The sequence below is a fragment of the Caulobacter sp. P1_D6 genome, from assembly GCF_056406095.1.
Map to the genome: position 1 here is coordinate 13,318 of NZ_JBFUAW010000030.1, position 20,833 is coordinate 34,150.

19 protein-coding genes and 1 pseudogene are annotated in these 20,833 nt (G+C 67.9%); 12 read left to right on the forward strand and 8 right to left on the reverse strand.

The window, feature by feature from the left end; all coding sequences use genetic code 11:
* Positions 1 to 68: 68 nt before the first annotated feature.
* Complete coding sequence (locus AC1DYP_RS17685) at positions 69 to 1,070, reverse strand: patatin-like phospholipase family protein (protein WP_477047424.1); 1,002 nt, start codon at positions 1,068 to 1,070, stop codon at positions 69 to 71.
* Positions 1,071 to 1,351: 281 nt separating this feature from the next.
* The gene (locus tag AC1DYP_RS17690) at positions 1,352 to 2,200 is read right to left on the reverse strand and encodes a helix-turn-helix transcriptional regulator (RefSeq protein ID WP_477047425.1); all 849 of its coding nucleotides are present in this window, start codon (positions 2,198 to 2,200) and stop codon (positions 1,352 to 1,354) included.
* Positions 2,201 to 2,297: 97 nt separating this feature from the next.
* On the opposite strand from AC1DYP_RS17690, the gene AC1DYP_RS17695 reads away from it, so the two are divergent.
* Complete coding sequence (locus AC1DYP_RS17695; RefSeq protein ID WP_477047426.1) at positions 2,298 to 3,188, forward strand: SDR family oxidoreductase; 891 nt, start codon at positions 2,298 to 2,300, stop codon at positions 3,186 to 3,188.
* A gap of 134 nt (positions 3,189 to 3,322) precedes the next feature.
* On the opposite strand, the gene AC1DYP_RS17700 is transcribed toward AC1DYP_RS17695, so the two are convergent.
* A complete protein-coding gene (locus tag AC1DYP_RS17700) occupies positions 3,323 to 3,700 on the reverse strand; it encodes a DUF427 domain-containing protein (RefSeq protein ID WP_477047427.1) in 378 nt (125 codons plus the stop codon).
* A gap of 202 nt (positions 3,701 to 3,902) precedes the next feature.
* On the opposite strand from AC1DYP_RS17700, the gene AC1DYP_RS17705 reads away from it, so the two are divergent.
* The 7 genes and pseudogenes from AC1DYP_RS17705 (at position 3,903) to AC1DYP_RS17735 (ending at position 10,231) form a co-directional block, all read left to right on the forward strand.
* On the forward strand, positions 3,903 to 5,054 hold the full coding sequence (locus AC1DYP_RS17705) for a fumarylacetoacetate hydrolase family protein (protein ID WP_477047428.1): 1,152 nt from the start codon (positions 3,903 to 3,905) through the stop codon (positions 5,052 to 5,054).
* A 23-nt stretch (positions 5,055 to 5,077) separates the two neighbouring features.
* A complete protein-coding gene (gene xylB / locus AC1DYP_RS17710) occupies positions 5,078 to 5,830 on the forward strand; it encodes a D-xylose 1-dehydrogenase (RefSeq protein WP_477032213.1) in 753 nt (250 codons plus the stop codon).
* 125 nt (positions 5,831 to 5,955) lie between these two features.
* The gene (locus AC1DYP_RS17715; RefSeq protein WP_477047429.1) at positions 5,956 to 6,831 is read left to right on the forward strand and encodes an SMP-30/gluconolactonase/LRE family protein; all 876 of its coding nucleotides are present in this window, start codon (positions 5,956 to 5,958) and stop codon (positions 6,829 to 6,831) included.
* Complete coding sequence (gene xylD / locus AC1DYP_RS17720; protein WP_477032215.1) at positions 6,818 to 8,599, forward strand: xylonate dehydratase XylD; 1,782 nt, start codon at positions 6,818 to 6,820, stop codon at positions 8,597 to 8,599. The genes AC1DYP_RS17715 and xylD overlap by 14 nt, the downstream gene beginning before the upstream one ends.
* 195 nt (positions 8,600 to 8,794) lie before the next feature.
* Entirely contained in the window at positions 8,795 to 9,211 is a 417-nt protein-coding gene (locus AC1DYP_RS17725) for an MmcQ/YjbR family DNA-binding protein (RefSeq protein ID WP_477047430.1), read from the forward strand.
* 29 nt (positions 9,212 to 9,240) lie between these two features.
* A pseudogene (locus AC1DYP_RS17730) lies at positions 9,241 to 9,687 on the forward strand (GNAT family N-acetyltransferase); the annotation flags it as partial.
* Positions 9,688 to 9,814: 127 nt separating this feature from the next.
* Positions 9,815 to 10,231, forward strand: coding sequence for a hypothetical protein (locus AC1DYP_RS17735; RefSeq protein ID WP_477047431.1), 417 nt, complete (start codon positions 9,815 to 9,817; stop codon positions 10,229 to 10,231).
* Between the two features lies 1 nt (position 10,232).
* On the opposite strand, the gene AC1DYP_RS17740 is transcribed toward AC1DYP_RS17735, so the two are convergent.
* From AC1DYP_RS17740 to AC1DYP_RS17750, 3 genes are all read right to left on the reverse strand, one after another.
* Positions 10,233 to 12,428, reverse strand: a complete 2,196-nt coding sequence (locus tag AC1DYP_RS17740) for a TonB-dependent receptor domain-containing protein (RefSeq protein WP_477047432.1) — start codon at positions 12,426 to 12,428, stop codon at positions 10,233 to 10,235.
* Between the two features lie 179 nt (positions 12,429 to 12,607).
* Positions 12,608 to 13,003 (reverse strand): type II toxin-antitoxin system VapC family toxin, encoded by a 396-nt coding sequence (locus AC1DYP_RS17745; protein ID WP_477047433.1) that lies wholly within the window; start codon positions 13,001 to 13,003, stop codon positions 12,608 to 12,610.
* Entirely contained in the window at positions 13,000 to 13,248 is a 249-nt protein-coding gene (locus tag AC1DYP_RS17750) for a type II toxin-antitoxin system Phd/YefM family antitoxin (RefSeq protein WP_477047434.1), read from the reverse strand. The genes AC1DYP_RS17745 and AC1DYP_RS17750 overlap by 4 nt, the downstream gene beginning before the upstream one ends.
* A 184-nt stretch (positions 13,249 to 13,432) precedes the next feature.
* Here AC1DYP_RS17750 and AC1DYP_RS17755 point away from each other — a divergent pair, with 184 nt between their 5' ends.
* From AC1DYP_RS17755 to AC1DYP_RS17765, 3 genes are all read left to right on the forward strand, one after another.
* Positions 13,433 to 14,872 carry a sugar porter family MFS transporter gene (locus tag AC1DYP_RS17755; protein ID WP_477047435.1) on the forward strand — a complete coding sequence of 480 codons (1,440 nt, stop codon included), beginning with the start codon at positions 13,433 to 13,435 and terminating at the stop codon, positions 14,870 to 14,872.
* Positions 14,873 to 15,094: 222 nt separating this feature from the next.
* Complete coding sequence (locus tag AC1DYP_RS17760) at positions 15,095 to 16,720, forward strand: family 43 glycosylhydrolase (RefSeq protein WP_477047436.1); 1,626 nt, start codon at positions 15,095 to 15,097, stop codon at positions 16,718 to 16,720.
* Positions 16,721 to 16,894: 174 nt separating this feature from the next.
* Entirely contained in the window at positions 16,895 to 17,749 is an 855-nt protein-coding gene (locus AC1DYP_RS17765) for a rhamnogalacturonan acetylesterase (RefSeq protein WP_477047437.1), read from the forward strand.
* Between the two features lie 142 nt (positions 17,750 to 17,891).
* Here the strand turns inward: AC1DYP_RS17765 and AC1DYP_RS17770 are convergent, their stop codons facing one another.
* Together AC1DYP_RS17770 and AC1DYP_RS17775 are read right to left on the reverse strand one after the other, a co-directional pair.
* Positions 17,892 to 18,671 carry a YceI family protein gene (locus AC1DYP_RS17770; RefSeq protein WP_477047438.1) on the reverse strand — a complete coding sequence of 260 codons (780 nt, stop codon included), beginning with the start codon at positions 18,669 to 18,671 and terminating at the stop codon, positions 17,892 to 17,894.
* Between the two features lie 213 nt (positions 18,672 to 18,884).
* Complete coding sequence (locus AC1DYP_RS17775; protein WP_477032223.1) at positions 18,885 to 19,484, reverse strand: TetR/AcrR family transcriptional regulator; 600 nt, start codon at positions 19,482 to 19,484, stop codon at positions 18,885 to 18,887.
* A gap of 188 nt (positions 19,485 to 19,672) precedes the next feature.
* Between AC1DYP_RS17775 and AC1DYP_RS17780 the strand changes: the two genes are divergently transcribed.
* A complete protein-coding gene (locus AC1DYP_RS17780; protein WP_477047439.1) occupies positions 19,673 to 20,833 on the forward strand; it encodes an efflux RND transporter periplasmic adaptor subunit in 1,161 nt (386 codons plus the stop codon).

Below are 20,833 nucleotides of genomic sequence, written 5' to 3' on the forward strand. Positions count from 1 at the left end.
GTGATTCTAGCGGCGCGTTTCGACCCTAGCCGGACAGGGGCCAATAAAGGGCTGCCACGACTGGCCGGTCATGGTTTCGCTGGGTAAGCTTCCCAAGGCGAACCATCCCGATAGGCGCCTTCGCCGTATTTGATCAGGCAGCGCATAAACTCCGGGTCAAATATGTCCTCATCGTTTTGATTGGGGTCTGTGCAGGGGTGGTCATGAGCTGACGCAATGTAGGTGCGTGTCTCCCAGATCCGCGATGCCGCGATATGAGCGTTGTAAACCGAACCTTGCTCCAGTTGATCGAAGGCGATCGCCTGTAGGCGCATGAGCGTAGGAATTAGAGCGGCCTTTATGCCTGGCGGCTGGGTGATGGCTTTGACACCAGGGTCACCGTTCATGATCACATAGACATTAGCCGGTTGCGTGGTTCCTCGCTGGCGTGCGTCGTCGCGAACACCCGTCAAAAACGCCTCTTGCGAGCCGATAAAGAAAACCGAGTTGCGGACTCCTGCATCGTAATACGGCACGCCGTTTAGAGTGGTCTGCCTGAACACCGCCGGGATCGCCGCGGAACTCATGATTGCTCCGACGAAGCATTCCGAACGCTCGTCGGCCTTGAGATCGCGCGCCATCCTCGTGAGGTCGATCGCGTACATCTTGCCATCAAGCGCGTTGATCGTGCCTACGAACAGCCTACGCCCGTTGGCCTCTTCCGCAGCGACGGCGTCAAGAACCTCCGGCGTGAGAAGCTTTCCCACGCGCTCGCGCAACGGCGATAGGTCCGCCGTCGACCCGTGTGAGAGGAAGAAGAGCGATCCATGTCTTTTAACGAGCTCGCTCTCCTTGTTGATCGAATAGGCCGCCTCAAGATCATCTGCTCGACCAAGGAAGGCGAAGGTGGACTGCATCGCCCCTGTACTCACGCCTGTGACGACGTCGAACGTAGGGCGGCCATGATCTCCCCAAGCCTTATAAAAACCGGCGCCGTACGCGCCCCACTTTCCGCCCCCGGACAAAATCAAAATGTTCGCTTCCCGTGGGACCAAATCCTTGCGGCTAGCCAGCGCTGCCTTGATGTTCATCGCGAGCGGCTCGTCGGTTAGGCCAATCTCCCCACCAGGTGTGACCGGAACCGCAAATCTGAACGCGTCTATCCGTGGGCAAGCGAAATTCATCGGCTCGTCTGTTGCGCATGCGCAAAGCGTCAGCGCTGACCAGATTATCACCATGACACGCAAAATCATTGCCGCCCCCGGACCATTCATCGAACATCGATCTTCGAATAAACGTCACCTTGAGGCAAGCGGATAGATTGTACCGGAGGCACAACGCCCTCTTAGGAGGTTGCGTTCGATTCCGGGCCTCACTGATCCAGACGCCCCGCCCCCGTCGCCCCCTCCACCAAAGACCGCACCAGCTCGGCGTCCGCGTCCGTGGCCGGGTTGTAGACGACCATGCTCAGGTCGGGCCGGCCGTCGACGACGAAGGCGGAGTATTCCATCGCCAGCGGGCCCAGGATCGGGTGGCGCAGGTGCTTGGTCCCTTCGCCGTGCGCGAGCACGTCGTTCTCCAGCCAAAGGCGCTTGAACTCGGGGCTGGTCAGGCAGAGTTCGTCGACCAGTTGGCTGACCTCGGACATCGCGCCGACCCGCGCCGCGTCCGCGCGGAAGGTGTTGACCACGAACCGGGCCACGCGCTCCCAGTCGTGCTGCGCGGCGCGGACCCGGGGGTTGCCGAACATCATGCGCAGCAGGTTGCGCTGGTCCGGCGGCAGCGCGCCGTAGTCGGTCAGCACCACGGCGGCGGCGCGGTTCCAGGCGATGATGTCCCAGGTCGCGGTCTTGATCATGGCGGGGCTGAAGGCCATGCCGTCCAGCACCCGCTGCAGGCGGGGCGACACCCCCTCGCTGGCCTTGTAACGGACCTCGGGCGGACGCCCCAGGCCGAGCAGGAACACATGCTCGCGCTCGACATCGGTCAGCATCAGGGCGCCGGCGATCCGGTTCAGCACGTCGGCCGAGGGCGCGCCGCCCCGGCCCTGCTCCAGCCAGGTGTACCAGGTGGGGCTGATGTTGGCGCGCTGGGCGACCTCTTCGCGGCGCAGGCCCGACGTCCGACGGCGCGACGCCGGGAACCCCAGGGCGGCCGGATCCAGGCGCGTGCGGCGGTCCTTGAGATAGGCTCCCAGCCGGTTCTCGGTCTCGACGCTCATGCCGATCCTGTTAGATATTATACTAGGATAAAGTCACTACTTTAATAGGATCATCCTAGGGCGATATCCCTCTCCGGACAACACTCGGAGAGTTTCCATGCGTGTCTTCCTCACCGGCGCGACCGGCTTCATCGGTTCGGCCATCGTTCCGCAACTGCTCGAGGCGGGCCACCAGGTCCTGGGCCTGACGCGGTCGGACGCCGGCGCCCAGGCGCTGGCCGCCGCGGGCGCGAGGGCCCATCGCGGCAGCCTGGAGGATTTGGACAGCCTGCGTGCCGGCGCGGCCCAGGCCGACGGGGTGATCCACTGCGCCTTCGACCACGACTTCTCCAACTTCCTGGCCAATTGCGAGAAAGACGCGCGCGCCATCGAGGCCCTGGCCTCGGCGCTGAGGGGATCGGATCGCCCGCTGGTCATCACCTCGGGCGTCGGCATGGGAAGCCCCGGACCTGGCCGGCCGGCGACCGAGGACGTCTTCAACCTCGACCATCCCAACCCCCGCCGCGCCTCGGAGATCGCCGGCGCGGCGGCCCTGGAGGCCGGCGTCAACGTCTCGGTGATGCGCCTTCCCCAGGTCCACGACCCGGTCAAGCAGGGGCTGATCACGCCCTCGATCGAGATCGCCCGCGCCAAGGGGATTTCGGCCTATGTCGGCGACGGCGCCAATCGCTGGGCGGCCGCCCATGTGCTGGACGTCGCGCGCCTCTATCCGCTGGCCCTGGAGCGCGGACAGGCCGGGGCCCGCTACAACGCGGTGGCCGAGGAAGGCGTCTCGGCCCGCGAGATCGCCGAAGTCGTCGGCGCGGGCCTGAAGGTTCCCGTGGTGTCCCTGACGCCGGAAGAGGCGGCGGGTCATTTCGGCTGGTTCGCGATGTTCGCGGGCCTGGACATGCCGGCGTCCAGCGCCTGGACGCGGCAGACCCTGGGCTGGGACCCCACGGGCCCGGGCCTGCTCGCCGATCTCAAGGCGATGGACTACGGGGTGTAGGGCGGCAACAACGGCGCTGGGAAATCCTCGTCCTTCGACAAGCTCAGGATGAGGATTTCCACTGAACCGCCGCCAAATTCGCCCTCATCCTGAGTTTGTCGAAGGACGAGGACGTTCCGGGCGCCAGCGCCCGATCACCCCTCCTCGGTGATCCCGTCCACCCGATCCGGATAAAACGCCAGGTGGTCCTGGATCGCGGCCACCGACGGATAGGCCGCCTCGTAGGTCCAGATGGCGTTGACCGACCGCTCGCCGCCCGAGGGGATGCTGAAGTACGAGGCCTCGCCCTTGTAGGGGCAGTAGGTGGCGTGGTCGGTGCGGGCCAGAAGCGTCATGTCGACGTCCTTGCGCGGGATGTATTGCACCCCCGGATAGGACGCCTCCTTCAGGGTCAGGGCGTCGCGGGTGTCGGCGATGACCTTGCCGCCCAGGGTGACGACCACCCGCCTGGGATTCGGCGTGACGGTGATGGGGTGATCGGGCCCCGGAATCTTGATCGGGCGATCGGTCATGGCGTTGTCCCGCTAAAGCTTACACCGTTGTAAGTGGTCTCCGGCCGGTCCTTCCGCTAGGGCATAGGCGCGATTTGCACCTCGCGCCGGGGCTTGCGCTGAGCGTCGTGTTAGCGCTAACAACGTCATCGACAAGTGACGGGGGGGCGTGGGCGGCGAGTCAAGACCGGTCCAACGCGCCCGCCAGGGAGAGAGACGACCGGTGGCCCTTAGCGATTTCCTTCCCGACGATTGGCGTGACGCGACCCTGCTGGGCCGCATCGACTTCGGCCAGGGTCCGACTCCCGTCCTGATCCGCGGCGGCCGGATCGAAGACGTCAGCAAGATCGCCCCGACCACCTCCGACCTGATGAACGCCTTCGAGCCCGGCGCGGCGATCCCGCGCGGCGAGGACCTGGGTCCGCTGGAGGCGCTGGACGTGCGCGCCGTCTGGGAGAACCCGGAAGGCGCGGCCGCCAAGCTGCTGGCCCCGGTCGACCTGCAGGTGCTCAAAGCCGCCGGCGTCACCTTCGCGGTCTCGACCCTGGAGCGGGTGATCGAGGAACGCGCCCGCGGCGACGCCGCCGAGGCCCTGAAGATCCGCGCCCAGCTGGCCGACAGCATGGGCGGCGACCTGCGCGGCGTCGATCCGGGTTCGGAGGGCGCCGAGCGCCTGAAGCAGACCCTGATCAAGGGCGGCCTCTGGTCGCAATATCTGGAAGTCGCCATCGGCCCCGACGCCGAGATCTTCACCAAGGGCCCGACCCTGTCCTCGATGGGCTGGGGCGACCATGTCGGCGTGCGCAGCGACAGCCACTGGAACAACCCCGAGCCGGAAGTCGTGCTGCTGTGCGACGGCCAGGGCCGGATCCGCGGCGCCTCGCTGGGCAACGACGTCAACCTGCGCGACTTCGAAGGCCGCTCGGCCCTGCTGCTCAGCAAGGCCAAGGACAACAACGCCTCGTGCTCGATCGGCCCGTTCTTCCGCCTGTTCGACGACGGCTTCTCGCTGGACGACGTGCGCTCGGCCGAAGTGACGCTGAACATCACCGGCCGCGACAACTTCGTGCTCGACGGCCACAGCAACATGAGCCTGATCAGCCGCGACCCGGCCGTGCTGGCCGGCCAGGCCTACGGCAAGCAGCACCAGTACCCCGACGGCTTCGCCCTGTTCCTGGGCACGATGTTCGCGCCGATCCAGGATCGCGACGCCGCCGGTCAGGGTTTCACCCACAAGGTCGGCGACCGCGTGCGCGTGGCCACCCCCAAGCTGGGCGTCCTGGAGAACGAGGTCACCACCTGCGATCTCGCCGCCCCGTGGACGTTCGGCGTCTCCGCCCTGATCCGCAATCTGGCCGGCCGAGGCCTGCTGTGAACATTGAAGTAAAGCGCCCGCAAGTGAGCACCTCCTCCGCCATCTATCCCAGCCTTCGAGGCAAACGCGTCGTCATCACCGGCGGCGGTTCGGGCATCGGGGCGGGCATCGTCGCCGGCTTCGCGCGCCAGGGTTCGGAAGTCATCTTCCTGGACGTCGCCGACGAAGACTCCAAGGCGCTGGCCGCGCAACTCGCGGGCTCCAACATCGCGCCGACCTACATCCGCTGCGACCTGATGGACCTGGACGCGGTGGCCAAGACCTTCGCCGACATCGGCCCCATCGACGTGCTGGTCAACAACGCCGGCAACGACGACCGCCACAAGCTGGCCGACGTGACGCCCGCCTATTGGGACGAGCGCATGAACGTCAACCTGCGCCACATGCTGTTCTGCACCCAGGCCGTGGCCCCGGGGATGAAGGCGCGCGGCGGCGGGGCGGTGATCAACTTCGGTTCGATCAGCTGGCACCTGGGCCTGGAGGACCTGGTCCTCTACGAAACCGCCAAGGCCGGCATCGAGGGCATGACCCGCGCCCTGGCCCGCGAGCTGGGCCCCGACGACATCCGCGTCACCTGCGTGGTGCCAGGCAACGTCAAGACCAAGCGCCAGGAGAAGTGGTACACGCCCGAGGGCGAGGCCGAGATCGTCAAGGCCCAGGCCCTGAAGGGCCGCCTGATCCCCGAGAACGTCGCCTCGCTGGTGATGTTCCTGGCCTCGGACGACGCGAGCCTGTGCACCGGCCACGAATACTGGATCGACGCCGGCTGGCGTTGATCGGCGCGTAACCCCCGCGCACCCGGCTTCGCTCCCAAAAGCGCCTCGCCGATCCTCGACCTTTGGAGGTGCTGTCGCGAGGCGGCCGAGGGGGTATACCGCTATGAACTGAGAGGATGTCGCGCATGCCTAACCCCACCTGCGTCTGGGACCTGAAGGCCACCCTCGGCGAGGGGCCGATCTGGTCGGCCGAGGAACAGGCCGTGTGGTTCGTCGACATCAAGGGCCACAAGGTCCACCGCTTCCATCCGGCCAGCGGCGAGACGGCCAGCTTCGACGCTCCCGACCAGGTGACCTTCCTGGCGCCCCGGGCCGGCGGCGGCTTCGTGGCGGGGCTGAAGAGCGGCCTGCACCACTTCCACCCCGACAGCGGCTTCGCCTTCCTGGGCGAGATCGAGCCGCCGGAGCTGAACAACCGTCCCAACGACGCCACCGTCGACGGCGCGGGCCGGCTGTGGTTCGGCACCATGCACGACGGCGAGGAGACCCCGACCGGCGCGCTCTACCGCCTGGACGAGGCGGGCCGGCCGGTGCTGCAAGACAGCGGGATCTGCATCACCAACGGCCCCTGCGTGTCGCCCGACGGCAAGACCTTCTACCACACCGACACCCTGGAGAAGGTGATCTGGGCTTATGACCTGGACGCCGACGGCGGCCTGTCGAACAAGCGCCCGTTCTTCAAGCTCGAGATCGACGACGCCTGGCCCGACGGCTCGGTGGTCGACGCCGAGGGCTTCGTCTGGACGGCCCTGTGGGGCGGCCACGGCGCGCTGCGCCTGTCGCCCGCCGGCGAGATCGTCGACCGCGTCACGCTCGACGCCATCAACGTCACCAAGCCCTGCTTCGGCGGTCCCGACCTGAAGACCGTCTATTTCACCACCGCCCGCAAGGGCCTGAGCGGCGAGCAACTCGCCGCCTATCCCCTGTGCGGCGGCCTGTTCGCCCTGCCCGTCGCCGTCGCCGGCCAGCCCCAATACGAGGTGCGCCTTGACCGCCCCTGATAGAACTCCCCGCCGCTTCCGCTCGCGCGACTGGTTCGACAATCCGGACCACATCGACATGACCGCCCTCTATCTGGAGCGGTTCATGAACTACGGGATCACCCCGGAGGAGCTGCGCAGCGGCAAGCCGATCATCGGCATCGCCCAGACCGGCAGCGACATCTCGCCGTGCAACCGCATCCACCTGGACCTGGTGACCCGGATCCGCGACGGCATCCGCGACGCCGGCGGCATCCCGATGGAGTTCCCGGTCCACCCGATCTTCGAGAACTGCCGTCGCCCGACGGCGGCCCTGGACCGGAACCTGTCGTATCTGGGCCTGGTCGAGACGCTGCACGGCTATCCGATCGACGCCGTGGTCCTGACCACCGGCTGCGACAAGACCACCCCGGCCGGCATCATGGCCGCCACCACGGTCAACATCCCGGCCATCGTGCTGTCGGGCGGCCCGATGCTGGACGGCTGGCACGACGGCGAGCTGGTCGGCTCGGGCACGGTGATCTGGCGCTCGCGCCGCAAGCTGGCGGCCGGCGAGATCAACGAGGACGAGTTCATCCAGCGCGCCGCCGACAGCGCCCCCTCGGCCGGCCACTGCAACACCATGGGCACGGCCTCGACCATGAACGCCGTCGCCGAGGCCCTGGGCCTGTCGCTGACCGGCTGCGCGGCCATCCCCGCCCCCTACCGCGAGCGCGGCCAGATGGCCTATCGCACGGGCCAGCGGATCGTCGACCTGGCCTACGAGGACATCAAGCCCAAGGACATCCTGACCAAGCAGGCGTTCGAGAACGCCATCGCCCTGGTCGCGGCGGCCGGCGGCTCGACCAACGCCCAGCCTCATATCGCCGCCATGGCGCGGCATGCGGGGCTCGAAATCACCGCCGACGACTGGCGGGCGGCCTACGACATCCCGCTGATCGTCAACATGCAGCCGGCCGGCAAGTATCTGGGCGAGCGCTTCCACCGGGCCGGCGGCGCGCCGGCGGTGCTGTGGGAGCTGCTGCAGCAGGGCCGCCTGCACGGCGATGTCCTGACCGTCACCGGCAAGACGATGGCGCAGAACCTGGAAGGCCGCGAGACCAAGGACCGCGAGGTGATCTTCCCCTACGCCGAGCCGCTGGCGCAGAAGGCCGGGTTCCTGGTGCTGAAGGGCAACCTGTTCGACTTCGCGATCATGAAGTCCAGCGTCATCGGCGCCGACTTCCGGGCCCGCTACCTGTCCAAGCCCGGCCAGGAAGACATCTTCGAGGCCCGGGCCATCGTGTTCGACGGCTCGGACGACTACCACGCCCGGATCAACGACCCGGCCCTGGCCATCGACGAGCACTGCATCCTGGTGATCCGCGGCGCGGGTCCGATCGGCTGGCCGGGCTCTGCCGAGGTGGTCAACATGCAGCCGCCGGACGCCCTGCTGAAGCGCGGCATCATGAGCCTGCCCACCCTGGGCGACGGCCGCCAGTCGGGCACCGCCGACAGTCCCTCGATCCTCAACGCCTCGCCCGAAAGCGCGATCGGCGGCGGCCTGTCGTGGCTGCGCACCGGCGACACCATCCGCATCGACCTGAACACCGGCCGCTGCGACGCCCTGGTGGACGAGGCCGTGATCGCCGAGCGCCGCAAGGAGGGCATCCCGGCCGTTCCGGCGACCATGACCCCCTGGCAGGAAATCTACCGCGCGCACACGGGCCAGCTGGAGACCGGCGGGGTCCTGGAGTTCGCCGTGAAGTACCAGGACCTGGCGAGCAAGCTGCCCAGGCATAACCACTAGAGGCCTGAGCGGCTAACACTTGCCCCCTACGGACCGCTTCGCGGTCGTCTTCCCCCACAGGGGGAAGAGGCGCCCTGCGCTTTCTTCGTCCTCCGCCCCCTATGGGGGGCGGACAGACGGCGAAGCCGTCAGGTGGGGGCAAGTGGGTGAGACCCCACGGTTGACGCCCCTCCCCGATCCGCCAACCTTCCCGGCATGACGCCCGCCCGCCCCCAGGTCCCGTCCGAGATCATCGTTCGCCTCCGGACCCTCTGCCGCGCCCTGCCGGAAACCCGCGAGGAAGCCGCCTGGGTCGGGACGCGCTGGCGGGTTCGCGACAAGACCTTCGCCCACGTGCTGATGATCGCCGACGGCCGGCCGCAGGCCTACGCTAGGGCGGCGGGGACCGAGGGTCCGATCTGCGTCGTCACCTTCCGCACGCTGGATCGCCAGTTCGACCCGGTCGACTTCGAGGCCCGGCCGTTCTTCCGCCCGGTCTGGTTTCCCAACATCGTGGGCCTGGTGCTGGACGAGGCGACCGACTGGGACCAGTTGGCGGAACTGCTGAAGGTCAGCTATCGCGTCCTGGCCCCGCAGAAATTGGTCGAGGCGCTGGACGGAGCCACGCGATGACGGCGGTGCGAGACGCCAAACCGGAAGACCTCAAGCCCCTGGCCCGCCTGTGGTGGTCCGGCTGGCGGGACGGCCACGAGGGGCTGCTGCCCGAGGCCCTGAAGCGTCTGCGCACGCTGGAGAGCTTCGAGGATCGGATGGCCGCCGCCCTGCCCAAGGTGCGCACCCTCGGCCCCGTCGGCGCGCCGTTGGGTTTCCACCTGCTGAAGGACGACGAGCTCTATCAGTTCTACCTGGCCGCCGAGGCGCGCGGGACCGGGGCGGCGGCGGTGCTGATGGCCGACGCCGAGGCGCGGCTGGCCCGGGCCGGCGTCGAGACCGCCTGGCTGGCCTGCGCGATCGGCAACGACCGCGCCGCACGGTTCTACGAGAAGTCCGGCTGGACGATGGCGCGGATCGAGAACGTGCCGACCGAAACCTCCGAGGGCCTCTTCCCGCTGGAGGTCTGGCGCTACGAGAAGCGGCTGGCCGGCTAGGGGATTTGCCCAGGCGGCCCTGCGGCGATGGCCCGATGGCCGCTGACCCGGGCGACGCGCAAAGCTTCTGTCTTCAGGCTCGGCTCGCCGCGACGGCGGGTGCGAGCCTCATGACGGGAGACGTTCCATGGCGACCAGGATCCGAGCGGCCTTGGCGATCGCGCTGCTGGTCGGCGAGCTTGGGATGGCCGGCTCGGCGCTCGGCCAGTCGCAGCAGGACGAGGCCGAGTGCTCGCGGCAGGCCACCCAGCAAACCGGCTTCGACCCGATGAACCCGCCCCAGCCCGCCCAGGCTTCGGCCGCCCCGGTGACGGGCAGCGGGGCCAGGGTCAAGGGCGCGGCGGTCGGGGCGGGCATCGGCGCGATCTCGGGCGGCGACGCGGGCGACGCGGCCGTGGCCGGAGCGGTCGCGGGCGGGGTCGTCCGACGCGGCAAGAACCGGCGCGCGGCACGCTCCCAGAACGAGGTCAACGCCCAGGCCGTGGCGGCCAGCCAGGCCGCCTTCGACCAGGCGCGCGCCAGCTGCCTGGCGGGCCGCCGCTGAACTATCCGCCGACCGCGCCCGTGCCGAAGTCGAACTGTTCCGGCCGCGCCTTGCCGCCGCCCAGGGCGTAGGTGAAGCCGAAGAACACCGCCCGCACGTCGACCCGGCGCTCGACGCGCTGCTGCAGGGTCGGCGTGTCGAGGATCGCGTTGTCCTTGAACGAGTCCAGCACGTCGTTGGCCGTGACCACGAAGTTCAGCTTGTCGTTGACCTTGCGGCGATAGCCCAGATTCAACATCGAGATCGGCTCGCGATAGCCCTGGGGCGTCAGGCGCTTGCCCGAGGTGAAGCCGTTCAGCTGGAAGAAGTCCTTGGGCGTGGCCTGCCAGCTGAGGCTGCCGCGGCCGGTCAGGGTGGTGCCCGAGCGCGTGCCCGCCACGCCCAGGGTCGTGGACTGGATCTCGTTCCAATAGGCGTTGCCGCTGACATTGTAGCTGAGCTTGGGGGTCAGCTTGCCGTTGGCCACCAGCTCCAGCCCGCCGTTGCGGCTCTTGGCCAGGTTCTCGCGGGTGGTCACGAAGACGCCGTCGCCGAGGTTGCGCACCACGTTGGTCACCCCGTCGCGGCTCTCGCGATAGTACAGCGTGGCCAGGTACGAGGCGGGCCCCTTCCGGTACTGATAGCCCAGCTCGTAGGAGTCGGTGATCTGCGGCTTCAGGTCGGGATTGCCGGCGAAGAAGTTCTTGGGGTCCTGGTAGATCGGATAGGGGTTCAGGTCCTGGGCCTGCGGACGCTGGACCCGCTTGCTGTAGTTGGCCGTCACCGTCTGGGTCTGGCTCAGGGTGTAGCCCATGTGCAGCGACGGATAGACGTGGAAGTAGGCGTTGTCGTCCTTCTGGCCGGTCGTCACCTGGTTGGTGCGGATCTCGACCTGCTCGGCGCGCAGGCCGCCCAGCACCGTGAAGTCGCCGAACGGGCGCTCGTAGGTGACGTAGCCGGCATAGACGTCCTGGCTGTAGAGGAAACGGTTGGTGCGGCGCGGATCCACGGTCTGGTCGGCGGCCGTCGGGCCGGTCGAGCCGTGGTTGTCGTAGTCGTTGTCGACGACCTCGAAATCCAGCCCTGTCTTCAGCTTGGCCTCGTCGGGCATCGGGCGGGTGTAGTCGAGCTTGAAGTTCACGCGGTCCTGGTCCGAACCGAAGCCGAACGACTCGTAGACGTCGGCGACCGCCGCGTTGTCGATGAAGGCCTTGCCGTCGCGCTGGAAGTCGGTGACCTCGTATTCCAGGTGGGCGTCCAGCTCGTGCTCGGAGCCCTTGAACTGGTGGCGCCAGTCGCCGCTGACCGCGCTGTTGTCGCGTTGCATGCGGGCGCCCGAGGCGCGCGTATAGACCGGCACGGTCGGCGATGCGTTGAGGTCGGTGAAGCTCTCCACGCCGTCGGCGTCGTAGTCCATGCCGCGGTAGCGGACCTCGGCGCTGAGCCGGTCCTTCGGGGTCAGGTTGTAGTCGAGGCCGCCGCGCAGGTTCACCGAGCTGCCGTCGTTCACGAACGCCCCGTCCTGCAGGGTGTGGGTCGGCGCCACGACCAGGGGCATGGTCTCCCGCTCGTCGGTCGACCAGAACTTCTGGCGGTCGTAGCGATAGCCGGCCTCGCCCGACAGGGTCAGCTTGCCCTTGACCAGATTGCCGGTGATCCCGGTGTTGTAGCGGTTGTTGGGACTGACGTTCAGCTTGAACGAGCCCGTCGCGCCGGGCTTGTGGGTCTTCTTGGTGATCAGGTTGATGATCCCGGCCGTGCCGTCGGGGCGGTAGGCGGCCGAAGGGTTGGTCATCACCTCGACGCGGTCGATCTGGTCGGCCGGCATCTGCTGCAGGGCGTCGGCCTTGCCCTCGCCGTTGAACATGCTGGACGGCTTGCCGTCGATCATGATCGTGACGTTCGGATCGCCGCGCAGGCTGACATTGCCCTGCACGTCGACCTCGACCGAGGGGATGTTGCGCAGGGCGTCGCTGATCGAGCCGGTCTTGGCCGACAGGTCGTTGGCGACGCTGTAGCTGCGGCGGTCGATCGAGGTGCGCATGGCGGTGGAGTCGCTGGTCACCGTCACGCCCTCGACGGCGGTCGGGGTGTCGGAGGCCTTGCCTTGCGCGGACGCGGGTTTGCTCGCCGGAGCCGGAGCCGGAGCCGTCTGGGCCAGGACCAGGCTCGGCGAAAGGATCGCCGTGGCGGCAAGCAACAGGACTTTCAGGCGCAAGGTCATCCCCCGATGGATACTTGAGCGGCAAGGTGAAGCTTGCCCACGACTTAGAGGCGCGAAAGAGGCCAACTCGCGAGCCGAAGCAAATGTCTTTTCGGCAATGTTTTCTTGCAGGCGCGGGCGCCGGGGCTCGCCGGCGGCAAGGAGCGGCGTCAGGCGTCCTGACGCCGGCGGCGTCAAACCCTGATGATGCGCGTATTGTAGGACGCCACCGTGGCGTCATGGGTCAGCAGGACCAGCGCCTCCGTCAGTCCCTGGGCGACCAGCAGGCGGTCGAACGGATCGGCGTGGATCCGCGGCAGGGTTTCGACGATGACGGCCTGTTCGGGCGTGATCGGGATCAGCGAATAGCCGGCCGCGCTGAACAGCACCTGGGCGTCATGGGCGCCGATCGGCATCGCGCCCGGGCCCTGGCGCTCAAGCCCATGCTTGATGGCGATCTCCCATAGCGTCACCGCGCTGACGCAGACCTCATTGGCCGGATCCAGGATCAGTTCGCGCGCCTCTATCGACAGGCGTGGATCGTCGGTCAGTGTCCACAAGGCGATATGTGTGTCGAGCAGCAGCCTCAATCACGGGAATCCAGGAACAGCGCCGCCACCTCGGCGTCCTGCGCGGATGTATCGGCCGGAGCGACGAACAGGCCCTTGGCGATACCGATCCTCACCGGGGTCCTGGTCGCCGTCGTCATGGGCATCAGCCGAGCGGCCGGGCGACCATTGCGCGCGATCACCACCTGGTCGGTTTCGCCGCTCTCGACAGCTTCCACCAATTTGGAAAGTTGCGACTTCGCGTCGTGCATGTTGACTGTACGCATGGTCGGGGCTCGCATTAGCTAATCTTAGCTAGCACGAGTTGGACCGAAAAGGAAGGCGATCTGGTTGCCGCTTCACGCCGCTTGCGCGCTGATACCGGTAACACTAAGGTCACGCCAACCAAGGCCCCGCTTCAGGGCTCGTTAGGGATCAAACGCGGCCTTCGGGCCTCATGGGGAAGATACAGTGGCATCTGTAGCTAACGCCGGACCGAGTCCGGGGATGAGCGCCGACGGCGCCAAAGTGAACATGGCCTTCATCGCCGCCATCGTGGCCGTCGCCACCATCGGCGGCTTCATGTTCGGCTATGACAGCGGCGTCATCAACGGCACGCAGGAAGGCCTGGAGAAGGCCTTCAACCTCAGCAAGCTGGGCACCGGCCTGAACGTCGGCGCGATCCTGATCGGCTGCGCGTTCGGCGCTTTCGCGGCGGGCCGCCTGGCCGACGTGTGGGGCCGCCGCACGGTGATGATCATCGCCGCCCTGCTGTTCCTGGTCAGCGCCATCGGCACCGGCGCCTCGCACACCTCGCTGGTGTTCATCGCCTTCCGCCTGATCGGCGGCCTGGGCGTGGGCGCGGCCAGCGTGCTGTGCCCGGTCTACATCTCGGAAGTCACGCCCGCCAACATCCGCGGCCGCCTGTCGTCCGTGCAGCAGATCATGATCATCACCGGCCTGACCGGCGCGTTCGTGGCCAACTACATCCTGGCCCACACCGCCGGCAGCTCGACCGCCCCGTTCTGGCTGGGCCTGCCCGCCTGGCGCTGGATGTTCTGGATGCAGACCATCCCGGCCGCGATCTTCTTCTTCAGCCTGCTGGCCATTCCGGAAAGCCCGCGCTTCCTGGTCGCCAAGGGCAAGGACGCCGAGGCCGAGAAGATCCTCTCGCGCCTGTTCGGCCGGGGCCAAGGCGCCGGCAAGGTCGCCGAGATCCGCGCCTCGCTGGCCTCCGACCATCACAAGCCCAAGCTGTCGGACCTGCTGGACCCCACCACCCGCAAGATCCGCATGATCGTCTGGGCCGGTCTGGTCCTGGCCGTCTTCCAGCAGCTGGTCGGCATCAACATCGTCTTCTACTACGGCTCGGTGCTGTGGCAGTCGGTCGGCTTCACCGAAGACGACAGCCTGAAGATCAACATCCTGTCGGGCAGCCTCTCGATCCTGGCCTGCCTGGCCACCATCGCCGTGATCGACAAGATCGGCCGCAAGCCGCTGCTGCTGGTCGGCTCGGCCGGCATGGCCGTGACCCTGGGCGTCCTGACCTGGTGCTTCTCGACCGCGACCACCGTGAACGGCGCGCTGCACCTGGCCGACAACGTCGGCCTGACCGCCCTGGTCGCGGCCAACGCCTATGTGGTGTTCTTCAACCTCAGCTGGGGCCCGGTCATGTGGGTCATGCTGGGCGAGATGTTCCCCAACCAGATGCGCGGCTCGGCCCTGGCCGTCGCCGGCTTCGCCCAGTGGATCGCCAACTTCGCGATCTCGGTCAGCTTCCCGGCCCTGGCCGCGATCAGCCTGCCGATGACCTACGGCTTCTACGCCGTCAGCGCCCTCGTCTCCTTCTTCCTGGTCCAGAAGCTGGTGAACGAGACGCGCGGCAAGGAGCTGGAGGCGATGCAGGGCTAGGCCCTCCTCGCATCGAGGCGACGATTGGAAGCGCCCGGGAGGTTCCGCCTCCCGGGCGTTTTCTTGTGCGGTTTTTCCTTTGCCGGACGTCGCTTTCGGCGACAGTTTGTGCCCGGTCAAAACGAGCGAAAACCGCCAATGACACCGGTGGACAAGGCCGTAGCCTTGCCGCTAAGTGGCCGGCAACAAGCGTGCGAACGCTACAGTCGGGAGGAGTTTTTCATGGTCGATGTCAGCCGTCGCGGCGCCCTTGGCTCCCTGCTCACCGGAGCGGCGGTCGCCGCCGTTCCCGCCGCGTCGCAGGCCGCCCAGATGGGCACGCTGCCCGGCAAGCCGGAAGCCGGCGCGGGGCCGACCTGGGTCAAGGGGATCGAAGGCCAGCGCAAAGCCGACCTGGGCGACGGGACCTTCCTCAACCCCATCCTGGCCGGCGACCATCCCGACCCGTCGATCCTCAAGGACGGCGACGACTACTACATGACCCACTCGTCGTTCGACGCCTATCCTGGCCTGCTGATCTGGCATTCCAAGGACCTGGTGAACTGGACGCCGGTGGGCCCCGCCCTGAAGAAGAACGTCGGCTCGATCTGGGCGCCCGAGCTCTGCAAACACAAGGGTCGCTACTACATCTACCTGCCGGCCAAGTTCCCCGACAACAACACCAGCTACGTGATCTGGGCCGACAAGATCGAGGGCCCGTGGAGCGAGCCGGTCGACCTGAAGCTGCCGCGCTACATCGACCCCGGCCACGTGGTCGACGAGAAGGGCGTGCGCTGGCTGTTCCTGTCGGGCGGCGACCGCATCCAGCTGGCGCCCGACGGCCTGTCGACGGTCGGCCAGCCCGAGCATGTCTACAATCCCTGGCGCTATCCGGACGACTGGGACGTCGAGGGCTTCTCGCCCGAAGGCCCCAAGGTGATGAAGCGCGGCGAGTACTATTACCTGGTCACCGCCGTGGGCGGCACGGCCGGCCCGCCGACCGGCCACATGGTCATCGTCGCCCGCGCCAAGTCGTTGGGCGGTCCGTGGGAGGACGATCCCAAGAACCCTGTCGTGCGTACGACCAACAACAGCGAGAAGTGGTGGTCGCGCGGCCACGCCACCCTGGTCGAGGGTCCGGCCGGCGACTGGTGGACCGTCTATCACGGCTACGAAAACGGCTTCTACACCCTGGGCCGCCAGACCCTGCTGGCCCCGGTGACCTGGACCAAGGACGGCTGGTTCGAGGTCGGCGGCGGCGATCTCTCGAAGCCCCTGGCCAAGCCTAAGGGCGGCAAGACGGTTCCTCATGGCATGGCGCTGTCGGACGACTTCTCGACCGACAAGTACGGCGTGCAGTGGAACTTCTTCGATCCCAAGCCGGGCGAGCACGACCGACTGTCTCGGGCCGGCGGGGTGATGACCCTGAAGGGCGCCGGCGAGGCGCCCAGCACGGGCGCGCCGCTGATCTTCGTCAACGGCGACCAGGCCTACGAGATCGAGTGCGAGATCGAGATCGACGCCGACACCCGCGCCGGCCTGATCCTGTTCTACGACCGCCAGCTCTATTGCGGCCTGGGCTTCGACCAGAAGAACTTCGTCACCCACCAGTACGGCATCGAGCGCGGGCGCCCCTCGAACCCACACGGGTCGAAGATGCTGATGCGGCTGCGCAACGACCGCCACATCGTGGCCTTCCACACCAGCGGAGACGGCGGCAAGACCTGGAAGCGCTTCGACCGCGGCATGGAGGTCTCGGGCTACCACCACAATGTGCGCGGCGGCTTCCTGATGCTGAAGCCGGGCCTCTACGCGGCGGGCAAGGGCTCGGCGCGGTTCAGGAACTTCAAGTACCGGGCGCTGGCGTGACACCACCGTTGTCATCCCGGCCTTCGGGCCGCGTAAGCGGCCCGCTCCGCGGGCTGGCGCGCAGCGCGAAGATCCGGGACCGACGCGTGAACTCGGCGCTTCCGGCGGTCCCGGATCGGCGGCCCTTCGGGCCTTGTCCGGGATGACAGACATTTGTGGAGTTGGAGATTGAAGATGAAGCTCAAACCCCTCCTTCTTGCCATCGCCCTGCTCACCGCCCCCACGCCGGCCCTCGCCCAGGCGCCCGCCGATCCGCCGCCGTTCAAGGCGACCAAGATCGTGCTGGTCGGCGACTCCACCACGGCCGTGAACAGCGGCTGGGGCGGGGTGTTCTGCGGCACGCGGGTGACCTCGAACATCGCCTGCGTGAACCTGGGTCGCGGCGGGCGCAGCACCAAGACCTACCGCAGCGAAGGCTCCTGGGCCCTGGCCCTGGGCGAGGCGAAGGGCGGCCCGTTCGCCGACACCTACGTGCTGATCCAGTTCGGCCACAACGACGCCTACGGCCGGGCCGAACGGCTGACCGACCTGAAGACGCAGTTCCCGGCCAATCTGAAACGCTATGTCGAGGAGGCCCGCGCGGCCGGCGCCCATCCGGTGCTGGTCACGCCGCTGTCGCGCCGGCAGTTCAAGGACGGCAAGCTGATCGACGACCTGATCCCGTGGGCCGATGCGGTCCGCGCGGTCGCCGCCGAGACCGGGACGCCGCTGGTCGACCTGAACGCCCGCAGCGCCGCGGCCGCCCAGGCCCTGGGACCGCTGAAGGCCGCCGCCTGGGCCGAGGGTCCGCCCTCGCCCGAGCTGGCCAAGGCGCTGGCCGGCGGCACGACCGTGGGCGTGAAGTTCTTCGAACCGCCGATCCCCAGCGCCGCGCCCGTGCCGATGGACCCGCCGGGGGCGGCGCTCGCGAACCCGTCGAAGTTCGACTACACCCACCTGGGCCCCGAGGGCGCGGCGGCGTGTTCGGAGATCGTCGCGGAAGAGCTGGTGAAGGCGGTTCCGGCGCTGGCGCGGAACCTGGTTCCGTAGATATGAAATCCCGCTCATCCCGGCGAAGGCCGGGACCCGGATCCCCTAGCGGTGTGGCTGACTGGAGGAACTCAGAGCCCTTGGCGTCAGCCTCAAAGCCATTCCATCTGGGTCCCGGCCTTCGCCGGGATGAGCGGAAGAATTAGGTGGCGGGAGCCGCCGCCGGAGCCGCAGGCGCCGCCGGAGTCTTCGGCAACGCCGGGCCGCTGAACTCGGACTCGATGCTGACGTCCACCTCGTCGCTAACGCCCATGGTCGAACCCGGCGCGGGGACGCCGCCGCCGATGCCGAACTCCGAGCGCTTGAACACGCCGTGGGCTGAAAAGCCGATGCGGGCGTGCGGGTCCATCGGGTGGCCGGCGTAGCCGCCGTTGAAGGTCGCATCCAGCACCACCGGCTTGGTCACGCCGTGCAGGGTGAAGTCGCCGGTGATCCTGGCCGTGTTGGCGCCGGTGACCTCGACCTTGGTCGAGCGGAAGGTGATGGCGGGATACTGGCCCGCGTCGAGCCAGTCCTTGCCGGTCAGCTCGTCCTTGAAGCCGGCGGGCGGGTTGGGCAGGGTCAGCGACTTGGGATCGATGGTCGCCTCGACGGTCGAGGTCGAGGGATTGGCCGGATCGAACTTCAGCTTGGCGTCGAACTCGCTGAACCGCGCTGTGTAGTGCGAGAAGCCCAGGTGGTTGACCTTGAACGACAGGCTCGCGTGGCTCTTGTCCAGCGTGTAGTCGCCGGCCGGCACCTGCGGCATCACGAACTTGTCGGCCGGCGCTGAGGCGGACGGCGCGGCGGCGGGAGCCTCGGCCTTCTTGGCGGTCGGCGGCGAGCAAGCCCCCAGGGCCAGGGCGGCGGCGCCGGCCATCAGCCAGGAGACCTTGGGCCAGGAAGCCTTGGGGAGGGCGTGCGGAACGGTCGAAAAGGTCATGGCGTCTTCCCTACTAAGTTGGCGGCCGCACCCTTCCGGTCAAATCCGAGGCGCACGGTCCCACGAAGGACGCAGCACCGTGCACGGATCCGACATCGGGCCGGCCTTTTTCTCGTCGCGACTTGACGTTACGGAAGGGTCGGTGTTGCTGTCCACCCGCTACGTCGGCCCGATCCCGCCCCCTGGAGACGGTTCTTGAGCAGTTACGCGGCTTCAGCTCAGCAGTTGCCGGATCGTGGCCATCAGCACGCGGGCCAGCGGCTCGCGATCGGTGTCGGGGTGATTGACCGCCCGGATGATCATGCCGTCGAACAGCAGCCCCACGGCCTCGCAACGCGCCTCGAACTCGGCGTCGCTCCATTCGGGCCTGCGGCTGCGGTCGAGCATGGCTTGGGCGTAGACCCGCTCCTGCTGGTCGGCGGCCTGCAGGATCGCGGCGACCTTGGGATTGCGGCTGGCCTCGGCCAGGACCTCCAGCGTGAGGGCCGCGCGGCGCAGGTCGAAGCACTTGTCGACGGCCTCGGGCATGTGTTCGCTCATGGCGTCCAGCAGGTCGCCCGGCCGGCTTTCCATCTCGGCGAACTTCTCGCGCATCTCGGCCAGGTCCTGGGCGACGATGGCGGCGATGATCGCCTCCTTGTTCTCGAAATAGCGGTAGATCTGGCCCACGCTCAGGCCGGCGGCCTTGGCGATCTCGGCCATGCTGGCGCCGTGGAACCCCGCCTGACGCACGCAATCGCACGCGGCGTCCAGAATCTGCTGCCGCCGCGCTTCCGGCGTAGGCCTCAGCGTCGTGTTGGCGTCGTCAGTCATCGAAAGCTTCGCTTCCCAATTAAATTTCCGTCACGTCAAGCTGGACGGAACCCCCGAGGTTGACTTGCGACAACCTCGGACCTATGTCCAGCCCCGTTGAGAATGAACGTTCATTCTCATGTTGGTCACCAACAGGGCGTCGTCAAGGCTGAAGGCCTGCGACGCCCTGTCGCTCCTGGGGTTTCTGCATGTCTTTCGACCGTTCTCGCGCCGCTCTGTCGGCGGCCTCCCTGGCGGCCATCGCTCTAACCCTGGCGGCCTGCGGCCAAGGCAAGGGCGGAGCCGGCGGCATGGGCCCCGGCGGCCCGACCCCGGTCGGCGTCATCGTCGCCAAGACCGAGCCGGTCACCCTGACCTCCGAACTGACCGGCCGCACCTCGGCCTACCTGGTCTCGGAAGTGCGCCCGCAGGTCGGCGGCATCATCAAGGCCCGCCTGTTCCAGGAAGGCGGCTATGTCCGCGCCGGCCAGCCGCTCTATCAGATCGACCCGGCCACCTATCAGGCCGCCTATAACAGCGCCGCCGCGGGCCTCGCCCAGGCCCAGGCGACCGCCACGGCCGCCAAGCTGAAGGCCGACCGCTACAAGGGTCTGGTCGAGATCAACGCGGTCTCCAAGCAGGACAACGACGACGCCCAGGCCGCCGCGCTGCAGGCCGTCGCCAACGTCGCCGCCCAGAAGGCCGCCGTGGACGCCGCCCGCATCAACCTGGGCTGGACCAAGGTGGTCTCGCCGATCTCGGGCCGCATCGGCAAGAGCTCGGTCACCCCGGGCGCCCTGGTCACCGCCAGCCAGGCCACGGCCCTGGCCACGGTCCAGGACCTGTCCAAGATCTATGTCGACCTCACCCAGTCCTCGTCCGACATGCTGAAGCTGCAGGCGGCGCTGAACAGCGGCCAGCTGGGCCGCTCGGGCTCGGCCCAGGTGACCCTGACCCTGGAGGACGGCTCGACCTATCCGGTCTCCGGCCGCCTGGAGTTCTCGGACGTCACCGTCGACCCGACCACCGGTTCGGTGGGCCTGCGCGCCACCTTCGACAATCCGAACGGCGTGCTGCTGCCCGGCATGTATGTCCGCGCCCAGCTGGGCAAGGGCGTCGCCAACAGCGGCATGCTGATCCCGCAGGCGGCCGTCAGCCGCGACCCCAAGGGCAACGCCACCGTGATGGTGGTCGGCGCCAAGGGCGCGGCCGAACCCCGCCAGATCGTCACCACCCAGACGGTGGGCGACAAGTGGCTGGTCAGCTCGGGCCTGAAGGCCGGCGACCAGGTCATCGTCGAGGGCCTGCAGAAGGTCCGCCCCGGCGCTCCGGTTAAGCCGGCCGTCATCACCGCCCCCGCTGCTCAGTAA